At 44.2% G+C, this 11,014-nt stretch carries 10 protein-coding genes; 6 read left to right on the top strand and 4 right to left on the bottom strand.

What is annotated here, in order from left to right; translation table 11 throughout:
• Nucleotides 1–30 precede the first annotated feature (30 nt).
• Both vsple_RS20420 and vsple_RS20425 read left to right on the top strand, forming a co-directional pair.
• A complete protein-coding gene (locus tag vsple_RS20420) occupies nt 31–822 on the top strand; it encodes a hypothetical protein (RefSeq protein ID WP_261884241.1) in 792 nt (263 codons plus the stop codon).
• 132 nt (nt 823–954) lie between these two features.
• The gene (locus vsple_RS20425) at nt 955–1,491 is read left to right on the top strand and encodes a hypothetical protein (RefSeq protein ID WP_261884242.1); all 537 of its coding nucleotides are present in this window, start codon (nt 955–957) and stop codon (nt 1,489–1,491) included.
• 131 nt (nt 1,492–1,622) lie between these two features.
• Here the strand turns inward: vsple_RS20425 and vsple_RS20430 are convergent, their stop codons facing one another.
• Together vsple_RS20430 and vsple_RS20435 are read right to left on the bottom strand one after the other, a co-directional pair.
• Nucleotides 1,623–2,069, bottom strand: a complete 447-nt coding sequence (locus vsple_RS20430) for a hypothetical protein (RefSeq protein ID WP_261884243.1) — start codon at nt 2,067–2,069, stop codon at nt 1,623–1,625.
• Between the two features lie 357 nt (nt 2,070–2,426).
• Nucleotides 2,427–3,347 (bottom strand): helix-turn-helix domain-containing protein, encoded by a 921-nt coding sequence (locus vsple_RS20435; RefSeq protein WP_261884342.1) that lies wholly within the window; start codon nt 3,345–3,347, stop codon nt 2,427–2,429.
• Between the two features lie 201 nt (nt 3,348–3,548).
• Here vsple_RS20435 and vsple_RS20440 point away from each other — a divergent pair, with 201 nt between their 5' ends.
• The 3 genes from vsple_RS20440 to eat are packed head-to-tail and all read left to right on the top strand — an operon-like array spanning nt 3,549 to nt 7,245.
• Nucleotides 3,549–4,961: an ethanolamine ammonia-lyase subunit EutB gene (locus tag vsple_RS20440; RefSeq protein ID WP_261884244.1), complete on the top strand. Its 1,413-nt coding sequence runs from the start codon at nt 3,549–3,551 to the stop codon at nt 4,959–4,961.
• Nucleotides 4,954–5,823 carry an ethanolamine ammonia-lyase subunit EutC gene (gene eutC / locus vsple_RS20445; protein ID WP_261884245.1) on the top strand — a complete coding sequence of 290 codons (870 nt, stop codon included), beginning with the start codon at nt 4,954–4,956 and terminating at the stop codon, nt 5,821–5,823. Before vsple_RS20440 ends, eutC begins: the two co-directional genes overlap by 8 nt.
• 24 nt (nt 5,824–5,847) lie before the next feature.
• On the top strand, nt 5,848–7,245 hold the full coding sequence (gene eat / locus vsple_RS20450) for an ethanolamine permease (protein WP_261884246.1): 1,398 nt from the start codon (nt 5,848–5,850) through the stop codon (nt 7,243–7,245).
• Nucleotides 7,246–7,417: 172 nt separating this feature from the next.
• Here eat and vsple_RS20455 read toward each other — a convergent pair whose 3' ends face one another.
• Nucleotides 7,418–8,317: a LysR family transcriptional regulator gene (locus vsple_RS20455; protein WP_261884247.1), complete on the bottom strand. Its 900-nt coding sequence runs from the start codon at nt 8,315–8,317 to the stop codon at nt 7,418–7,420.
• A 102-nt stretch (nt 8,318–8,419) separates the two neighbouring features.
• On the opposite strand from vsple_RS20455, the gene vsple_RS20460 reads away from it, so the two are divergent.
• The gene (locus tag vsple_RS20460; RefSeq protein ID WP_261884248.1) at nt 8,420–9,106 is read left to right on the top strand and encodes a glutathione S-transferase family protein; all 687 of its coding nucleotides are present in this window, start codon (nt 8,420–8,422) and stop codon (nt 9,104–9,106) included.
• Between the two features lie 35 nt (nt 9,107–9,141).
• On the opposite strand, the gene vsple_RS20465 is transcribed toward vsple_RS20460, so the two are convergent.
• A complete protein-coding gene (locus vsple_RS20465; RefSeq protein WP_261884249.1) occupies nt 9,142–10,914 on the bottom strand; it encodes a solute:sodium symporter family transporter in 1,773 nt (590 codons plus the stop codon).
• Nucleotides 10,915–11,014 lie beyond the last annotated feature (100 nt).

An 11,014-nucleotide genomic window follows, 5' to 3' on the forward strand; every position in this document is an offset into this window, starting at 1 on the left:
CTAAGTCATTAACAAAATAAAGAGAAAATAATGGTAGCAACGATTTCTGTAACAAAAAGCGCTATATTTGAGTTAATCATGGCAGGCTTAGAAGCCTACTCCGTTAAACACCAAGAAAGCAGTAGTGTGTCTGTTGAGACAGGAGCGCTACTTTGGGGTTACGTAAACAAAACCCGTCCATTTAAATGCACTATCAAACATGTTTCGGTTGAGAGTTCTGCAAAACGAACGAGATCTTCGGTAGAGTTTAACGCCCAATCACTGAAATTGAAAAAAGACATTGCAAAGGTTTTCGGAGAGCAGCACCAATACATTGGAACAGCCCATTCTCATCCTTACCTTCGAGCGGAGTTAGTTGATGCGGCCAAGATCAGAAAAGAAAAGCTATATGAACTATCTGCTTCAGATCACAGTTGTGAAACTGGAAACCCAGAAATAGAAATCGGAGACAAGTCTTACAGCGTCGCCCTTGTATTAACCGTTCACGCTATGATGAAAGCCAATGACAGAAAAGATGACTCTCATTACGGAGAACCACTCGTCGAATTTTCACTTGGCAATATCAAATGTTGGCTATATGGCAGAGTTTTCGAACATAAGGTGAAGTCATCTTTAAGCGATGAAGAGCATCATTCGTTTGAGTGCTATGGTCTTCCTCTAAGCAAATTCCATGATGATGACATTGTGCCTGTTCCTATGGAGACCGCACTGGAAAGTGACGTTTTTCTCGATACTTTGTGTAAGGATTTTGGTCGATTAACATTTTTAGATAATGAATCTGAGTATGATGTAGCCGCTGTTGCGGAGCGTAGATGGGCATGATTTTTCTGCCTTAGTCTCAGCTTACGCTTGTTTTGTTAGCGGTACTGATTCAAGTGCTGCTACAAAGTCTAAGACTTATTCGAAGTTAGTAGGTCTGAGGCGCTTTGTCCCTACACGAGAAAAACTAAACTAATGACATACACAATAACTGAACATAAACATCGCTTCTCTGCATGGGCAGCTTCCAGAGCATCAAGTGTTAAGGGGACAAGGTTTACGGTAGAACAAGGTAAACAACTTATCGAGTCTATAGGTCTAGACACATTGGTTGACGATCCAGATAAACTACCAGCAAGAGAAGACATTAACAAACAGCACCGCCTATGGCGTGAACAACTTATTACTGAAGCGAGTAAAATTGGATTGGCCTTTACTCATGGGATCGCAGCCAAATTAATCAACATGTACTTAAAATCGGCTTTGGTTTGCGGGGGATATGATTCGCACGTAAAGGTCACCGATTTGCACCCTCCCATAGATGCCGTGTTGTTGAAAGCTTTGCGCCGAAGTAATATCGGAGGACTGAAGTCTCGCTGGAAAGAGGCTGAGCTTGCAAAGTGGTCTAGATTTTCCTCAGATCAATATGAACAAGTGATCCAATCAATCAGAGAAGTAATGGGCAGCCGCGCGTTATGGCAAATTGAAGAAGATTGGCAAGGGTACCAGTAATGAATGAACTAAGGCGCTTTTGTCCCAAAACTTGGCTCTATGAAACGTTTTTGGACATAAACGCGTTAGTATAGTTACTCTAAAACGCTTATGTCAGGTTAGAAAAAGTATCTTGAAACCTTAAATGCTTGTTATGTGCGTATTTTGTTGTAAGAACTTCTACAGGTCGTGCAGTAATAATGAGCAGACGAACCTGGCATGTAGAAGTCCCCATTCATCGCAGGGCTAGCTGGTACGAATTTCAGATGGATTAGCTTGTTATCACCCTCGTAACATTTTGTACAAAAGGGAGATTCGTCACCATTAGCCCAATACATTTCGGTGTCGTTATCATATTGAACAGATTGACGTTCATCGAGTTTTGCTTGGAGTGACCTGATTTCCTCGTTTTTTTGAGCAAGAATACCATTCAATTGAGATGCTTCTACCATGGTTAAAGACAGTTGCTGTGTCAACGTTGCCAAATGCAGTTGCATTTCCATAGAATTTGGTTCATCTTTTTGAATTAATTTTAGCGTATCCAATGACTTATTTAAAAAGTCGATCAAAGTTACGCCAGCTGTCAAAGTAACATCCATTAATACTCCTCTTGTAGTAGCACATAACGCTTTCTATGCGGCTTTTAGCCGCCTTTCATATTGCTATAATGCAACCTTTCTCATACCACATCAACGTGTAATCAATAGGTTAATGAAAGTTAACAGAAATTAGATTGCATGATGCCTTATAATTTCAGAAAAATGCTGTTACCCAAACTCCTTCGGATAACTTTTGATAGGTGAAATTACTAGGTTCGAAGTAAGTAAGAGCTTTTGCTCTGAATTGTTTTGGGGCAAAAGCGTGATAGAGCATATATTCTGCTTAACAAGAGGTGTGTTATTAAATTTAATAATAGATGATGATGGCCTATCTTTTTCTTTTCTAACTTTTGATACTTAGCCATTAGAACGTGTTTGCATCGGCGATTCACCAAACAATTGTTTATAACTTTGACAAAAGTGCCCTAAATGGAAAAAGCCAAAGTCGAAGGCGATTTCATTGATGCAACGTCGGTCGCTGGTATCTTGCAGAACACGTCGCACCTGGTTGAGACGCACGCTTTGTATAAATTGTTTCGGTGAAATGTCACAACAAGATTCGAAAGTATATTGCAGCGTGCGACGACTAACATGAACAGCATCGCATAGCTCAGTTACGGTAATGGGGTTACGATACTGCGATTTATCTAGGTACTGCCTAACTCGACGCATGGTTACTTCTCGCTGTGTGGAGGTGGCTTTTCGAGTCCCTTTACTAGAAGACTGAGCAAACAACTCAACCAACATATCTTGAACAATTCTCTGATGAGTATCAAAAGACCAGCGAGGCTGATTTGGGGAAAGTAACATAGCCAAGTACGCTTTGATTTGTTGAGTATAGTGTTGAGAGCAAGAAAGAAACTGACTCTTGTTGGTCAATGATTCTACCTCTAGCTGCTGCTGAATCCTCTCGACCAATGCCGGACTAATAACCAGTCCATAAATAGAAAAGTTTTCAGGCGTAAGCAACTCAAAATCTACCCCATCCTCACGGACCAAAATGCTATCAGAGTCGCCTTGAGCGTGGTTGATGTGTAAAGGTCTATCGTTTGCACTGAGGCCCAACCATATCCCTTTATTAACGCGGCATTGCTGCTTGAGCTTTCGGTTACTGTCTTCTTGAAATAGGTGCACGTGAGAAAACTTTCGTTCACGAATCTGACCTAGAAAACGGCCGCGGCTTAGTTGGTCATATTCTTGCTGCCAGTTAAAAAGACTGGCTGCCTGCTGATTTGCATCAAATGTGTTAAACGTGCACAAATCAGGTGCATGACCCATTAATTGTTTATTTTCTCTCATCATTTCATGACCTACCCATTTGACCCAACTTAGCGAAATTTCACCTTAAATTACTGTTTATTAATGATTTTTTATATTTGCCAATTCTTGATATTCAATCGGTTCAAAAATCGCTTAATTACCCTTTATACACAAAAGGTTAGTCAGCAAGAACTGAACCAGTTTATTGAGAGGGTATTTATGACAGCAACTTATCGTCGCCAGCAGGGACATCTGGTTTTTAACTTTGAGTCGTTAGCAGATCTCATGGCAAAGGCGACACCTGAACGTTCTGGAGATGCTTTAGCGGGTGTATCGGCTGCCTCTGCTGCAGAGCGGGTCGTGGCTCAAATGACACTAGCAGACTTACCCCTCAAGACTTTCTTAAATGAGGCTGTGATTCCTTATGAGAACGATGAGATCACTCGATTGATCATTGATAGCCATGATAGAGAGGCATTCAAGCCAATTGAGCACCTTACCGTAGGTGACTTTCGTAACTGGCTACTCAGTAATGAAGCCGACAGTCTCGCCCTTGCCAAACTGCGGTCTGGCTTAACTCCGGAAATGGTGGCGGCAGTAAGCAAGATCATGCGCAATCAAGACCTGATTCAGGTAGCGAAAAAGTGTCGGGTGGTGACTGCGTTTCGTAACACCATAGGCTTGCCTAGTCGATTATCTACTCGCCTACAACCTAATCATCCAACCGATTCTCTTAATGGCATCGCTGCCACTATTTTTGATGGGCTAATGTATGGCAATGGAGATGCGGTGATCGGCATTAACCCAGCCACAGATAATGTACCACAGGCGGTGAAGCTGATGAATCTGATGGAAGAAGTCATTCAGCATTACCAAATCCCAACCCAATCTTGCGTACTGACTCACGTGACCAATACAATTGAAGCAATAGAGATGGGTGCTCCGGTGGATCTCGTCTTTCAATCGATAGGGGGGACTCAAGGCACCAACGACACATTTGGTGTTAACCTTTCGGTGCTCAAAGAAGCTTATGAGGCGGCACTTTCTCTAAATAGAGGCACCGTAGGAAGCAATGTTATGTACTTTGAAACTGGGCAAGGTACCGCGCTCTCTGCCAATGCTTTTCATGGTGTCGACCAACAAACGTGTGAGACACGAGCTTATGCCGTAGCACGCCATTTTAATCCGTTATTGGTTAATACCGTGGTCGGCTTCATCGGTCCTGAATATCTCTTTGATGGAAAACAGATCATTCGAGCCGGACTTGAAGATCATTTTTGTGGCAAGTTACTTGGCCTGCCGATGGGGTGTGATATCTGCTACACCAACCACGCCTATGCCGACCAAAATGATATGGATAACCTTCTGACACTGCTTGGTGTTGCCGAATGCTCGTTCATTATGGGCATTCCCGGTTCTGATGACATCATGCTCAACTACCAAACGACCTCATTTCATGATGCGCTCTATGCCCGCAAGGTATTGGGCCTAAAACCTGCGCCGGAATTTGAAGAGTGGCTAACTCAGATGCAGATTTTTGATGACGTCAATGAGGTACGCCTAAACGAACGTCTATCCGGTTCATTTGCTGGTGCTCTCGCACAACTTAATGGGGGGCGCGCACATGGGTAAGGTTATTTCTATAGAAAAGCACTCAATTGACAAGGTGGTCACTCAAAACCCTTGGCATGAGCTTAGAAGTTTTACATCGGCACGCATTGCACTGGGCCGAAGCGGAAATAGTGTACCAACTAAAGAGTTGCTTTCATTTCAACTGGACCATGCACAGGCAATGGACGCGGTTCATTGTGCTCTAGATATAGACGCATTCATTGAACACCTCAGTCATTCAAACCCAGTTATTCATCACACTTCTCAACCACCAATTAAGGCACACAGCAAAGCGGTTGACAGGTTTATGTACCTACAAAGGCCAGACCTGGGTCGTCAGCTTGATGATGCTTGTTGGAAGCATCTACAAGCTATCCATCGCTCGGAATCGACGCCGTTTGACCTCGCGATAGTGGTTGCCGATGGCTTGTCTTCAGTGGCAATTCAAAATCATGCCAAGCCCGTCATTGAGTACCTACTCTCTTCACTAAAAGAAGACGAAATGCCATGGCGTATTGCTCCAATTACTGTTGTAAATCAAGGCCGAGTGGCGGTAGGAGACGATGTTGGGGAGTGCTTACAAGCCAAGATTGTGCTGGTTTTAATTGGAGAGCGTCCTGGACTCACCTCTCCGGATAGCATGGGGATCTACCTGACTTGGCAGGCCAGAAGAGGCTCAAAAGACTCAGATAGAAACTGCATTTCCAATATTCGGCCACAAGGCTTGGTTTATGAGGATGCGTGCCAGCGAGCTATATACCTACTGAAGGAAGCCCGTCGGTTAGAGCTATCTGGAATCAACCTTAAAGACCGCTCGAGTATCGAGGAAGAAGTTGGTGATCAGTTGGATGACAAGCACATAAGCAATTTTTTAATTGGATAACACACAAAGATAGAGGGATTTACAATGTCAGAACATCAGGATTATTTGGCGCAAAGACAGCTTAAAAGGGGCACCGCAGGGTGGATATTGCTAGCTGGTTTGGGAGTATCATATGTGATCTCCGGTGACTTTGCTGGTTGGAACTTTGGTATCGGTCAAGCCGGCTGGGGAGGCTTTCTTATCGCGGCCATTGCTATGGCAGTGATGTACTTCACCCTTGTTCTCTCTTTGGCGGAGATGTCTGCTGCCATCCCTGCTGCAGGCGGTGGCTATAGCTTCGCTCGACAAGCAATGGGGCCAACAGGTGGGTTTTTTACGGGTTTGTCGGTCTTAATTGAGTACGCTTTAGCGCCTGCCGCCATCGTCATTTTTATTGGCTCGGCAGTGAATGAATTAATGGGTATCGATGGCCCCCTTGTTTACGCGATCTTTTATGCCATCTTTATCGGTATTCATATGGCCGGAGTGGGAGAAGCTCTCAAGGTCATGATGGTTATCAGTGGATTAGCTGTACTCGCCATTCTTATGACCGCTGGAGTATTAGTGAGTGAGTTTGATGCAAGTAAGCTCTTTGATATCGCTCCGACGACCGCACAAGCCACTGAGCTACTTCCTTTCGGTTGGTATGGTGTATGGGCGGCACTGCCATTTGCAATGTGGTTATTTCTTGCGGTAGAGGGTGTTCCACTGGCTGCCGAAGAGGCAAAAAATCCAGCTAAAGATGTGCCAAAAGGCATTATCGGCGCAATGTTATTCTTGCTTGTTACCGCAACCTTAGTGGTTCTGCTGCTTGCAGGTGCGGTCGGTTCAGAAGTCATTGCAAATAGTGCCGTTCCACTTGTTGATGCTTTGAAATTAACTGGGAACCCAACGGTTGCAACGGCCGTTAATGTTCTAGGGCTTGCCGGACTTATCGCTTCATTCTTCTCGATTATTTATGGCTACAGCCGCTTGGTCTTCGCTTTGTCGCGTGCGGGTTACCTACCGCAAAGCCTGTCGCTTACCAACAAAAACAAAGTGCCGGCTCGCGCTCTAGTGGTACCGGGAGTGTTTGGTTTCGCTGTGTCATTAACCGGAGAAGGAGATCTAATCTTAGCAATGGCAGTTGTCGGGGCAACGGTATCTTATGCGTTAATGTCACTTAGTCATATTCTATTGCGTATTAAGCAGCCCGAGCTTCACCGCCCGTACAAAACACCAGGTGGCGTACTGACTTCAGGCACCTCTCTTGTTCTGTCACTTATTGCAATGACAGGTGTTTACGCCTTTGACCCATCGGCATTTTTTATGACTATGGGGCTATTTGTGATTGGTGGTGCGTATTATGGTCTTTATAGCCGCAACAAACTGGTCGCAACCTCGGCAGAAGAGGAATTTGAGATGTTATCGGTAGCAGAAAAAGAATTAGAGGCTGCAAACTAGTTTGGGTTAGCTCATAAGGTAGGCTCTAGCATTTTCCTAGAGCCTCAACATCTAACAATTTGAATAGCCCTTCTTTACAGGGTAAACCTGCGATAATCGGGTGTTCATCAACGATATTGTTAACTTGAAAAGGGGCAGATTTGAGTCAGGCTTCCTTGGTAATTACAACTCGTCAGTTATTGTCAATTGCACCAAGTTTATCCACAACAAAATCTAAAAATACTCTCACTCGTTCAGGTTGATAAGCCCCTCCACGGTATAGAGCGTTCAGCGGATACTTGAGTGGTTTGAAACCGATATCAAGTTTTTTCAGAAGTCCCTTTTCCACATAAGGTGCAGCAATAATATCGGGCTGATAGCTTGCTCCAACCGAAGAGAGCGTCAACTGGCGAATAAGTCGTGGACTATTGCTTTTGAAAACGGCGTTTACGGAGAGGTTATGATAAGCACTGCTTTGCTTCACAGTGTTAGCTATAGGCCAACGAGCTGTTGAGTGAAGGTTGCTGTCGACAAGGCAAGGTAACAGTTTTAATTCCATACCATCGTAGCACTGTTTCGCTAATTCAGGCGCCGCATAAACAGAACTTTGAAGGGACATTACCTTACGATACTTCAAGTTGGAGTCTTCGAGTTCACTGGCACGAAAAGCGATGTCTATGCCTTGTTCGACTAAATCCAGTTTTTGATTGGTAACGATGATGTCAATCTGAATATCTGGATATCGCGCGTAAAACTCAGGAAGAAGTGGGCTTAATAACTCCTCAGCAAAACCCTGCGAAGCGGTCACACGTATTGAGCCGGATGCTTCTTTATTATTTGAATGGAGTTGATGGTATAGCTGATCAAACTTAGCCAGAACCTGTTGTGCTTGCAGGTAGTATTCTTGACCATCCTGATTAATTGAGAGCTTTCGGGTCGTGCGATGAAACAGTTTGACTCCGAGTTGCTCTTCGACGCGATTTACATATTTGGAGGTCAGAGATTTGGAAATACCCAAACGTTCAGAAGCGGCAGTAAATGAGCCTGTCTCTATCACAGCCACAACTGTTCTCATTCCATCTATAGTGTCCATAAACTATCAACATTTTGGAAATTATCATTCCATGTTAGCGGGGTTTTTCTTCTTGGCAACTTGTTCTTAAATGTAGAACAGACAACGAGCTAGGAGAAAATAATGATAAAGCTATACTGGCACCCTATGTCGGGGCATGCACACCGCGCGCACATGCTATTAAATATTCTCGAATTGGACTTTGAACTCATTACTGTCGATTTACCTAACGGTGAGCATCAGCAGCCAGAGTTTTTGGCACTTAACCCCTTTGGACAAATACCAGTATTAGTCGATGATGAAGTTGTCATTTCTGATTCAAACGCGATCTTGGTTTATCTTGCTAGTGTTTATGACAAAGAACAGACGTGGCTTCCAGAGTCGTCAGTGGTGCGTGCACATATCGAGCAGTTTCTATCTCTCGCTGCTCATCGACTAGCAGGTTCAATAGCTAAACTTCGTGCAGCGAACTTATTTAATCGCAGCATAGATAGTGCATCGCATACTCTAGAAGCACATAAGCTCCTAAAACAACTTGAAACTTACTTACACGGCCGTCAATGGTTTGTTGGAACAAAGCCTACTATTGCAGATTTAGCACTCTACAGTTATATCAAGTTAGCGCCGGAGGGAGGAATAAGCTTAGCCAGCTGTCCAGTTTTGGAAACCTGGTTGACACGAGTAGAAGGGCTACCTGGTTTTGTACCTATGCAACTTTCGAATGTCGGTCTACGGAAGGAAACACTAAATAGTGATATTTGCGAAACAGTGAGTTTATTAGGAACACAATCAAAAAAGCAGAGCCGATAATGGGCTCTGCTTGGCTTTTATGGGTGGCAAGTTAGTTACTGAGTCTTCTGAGCATTAAGTTGCGCTGATTGAGCTTTCTTTTTTCTAATGCGGGCAAACAGACCGCCAATAATGACGATGCCGCAAAGTGCGTAAGTCACCATGAATGACGTGTCACCTGCGACCAAACCTAAGTCAGAGAAGGTGATGTAGGCACCGAGCACCATGTATAGAATTACTGCAGAGGCTTCAAAGCGGAATTCCCAAGGCTTGATGTCCATCGATTCGTTGACTGGCAATACGTAGTCTGTATCGCGTGGACGTACTTTACCGATAGCGAACATGATGCCGCAACATAGCACGAACAATACTGCTAGCTGGTGGAAGAAATGTAGTTCAGCCAATGGCTTAAGTGGACCTAAGTAATCGTGCATTGAAGCAGGAGTGAATTGCACAAAACCGTAAGCAGCGACAAATACTGCCAATGAAACTTTCGCTGCTACCGCAGGCACACGCTTAGTGATGTAACCCATAAACACGATAGTGAAGATTGGCACACTGAATAAGCCGGCTAAGCGTTGTAGCAAATCGAACAGGCCATTCGGTGCGAACATGATGAATGGCGCAATACCCACAGATAGAATTGCAATGAACAGACCGAACACTCGCCCCTTGTTGACCAACTGTTCATCAGAAAGCTTGTTCTTTTTATCAAAAATTGGTTTATAGACGTTAAGGGTAAATAATGTCGTTGACGAGTTTAATACACCGTTGAAGGTCGATAGGATTGCACCGAACATTGCCGCTAGGAAGAAGCCGACAAGGGGTTTAGGCAGTACTTCGTTAACCAAACGCGTGTACATGGTATCCGCTTCGTAGCTTTGACCTGCTGCGTCTACTGTTCCAAACATATGATAAGCAATGATGCCAGGGATGATCAGGAACAGAGGTGTCACAACTTTGATAGCACCTGCGAGGATCACGCCCTTCTGGCCTTCTTTTAGGTTCTTGGCACCAAGTGCACGCTGGATGATGGCTTGGTCAGTACCCCAGTAATAAAGGTTAACGAGTAATAGACCAGTGAACATTGTTGAGAAAGGGACGTTAGGATCATTCTCGGCACCAACGGCTTGAAGTTTGTCTGTTGCGTTGGTCGTAATTACGTCCAAGCCTTCCATAAAACTGCCGTCTCCTAACACGATCAAACCAAATATTGGGATCATCAGACCACCAACAATCAAACCCACACCATTCAACGTATCAGCGATGACCACCGCTTTTAGACCACCGTAAATAGCGTAGAACAGACCGAGGAAACCGATAATTGATGCGATAAGTAGGATCGCTTGGAAACGGCTAATTCCGAACATGCTTTCGATGTCAAAGATACCACCGATAACCATTGCACCTGCGTATAGCGTGTTGGGCAGAAGGTTGACGATGTAGCTCAGTAGAAACAATACGGTTACGAACTGCTTTACTGATAAGTCATAGCGAGACTCTAAGAAGTCAGGAATCGTTGTAATGCCTTGCTTCAGGTAACGAGGTACCAAAAAGAGCGCGATAATGATCAGCGTTATACCTGAAGCAACTTCATACCCCATTACTGACATATTGCCTTTAAAGGATAGGGCACTCATCCCTACGAAACTGGTCGCGGAAAGGTTGGTCAGAATGAGTGAGCTTGCAATAAGGCCACCGGTTAGGCTTCGACCACCGAGGAAGAAACCATCTTTAGAGTCATTTTTCTGATTCTTAACACGCGACCAGGTGTAAAACACCACAAAGCCCGTGAAGAAAAAGAATGACAGTAGGATTGTCATTGGCATAGTTTTGTCCTTAAATTATTGGAATTTCACATTTAGTTATCTTGTCAGGCAGAGGTATCGTGATGATTTTCACAACAGCCTTTGCCCGATGTTTTGTTAT

Origin of the sequence: Vibrio pelagius (genome assembly GCF_024347575.1) — a bacterium.
GTDB lineage: Bacteria > Pseudomonadota > Gammaproteobacteria > Enterobacterales > Vibrionaceae > Vibrio > Vibrio pelagius.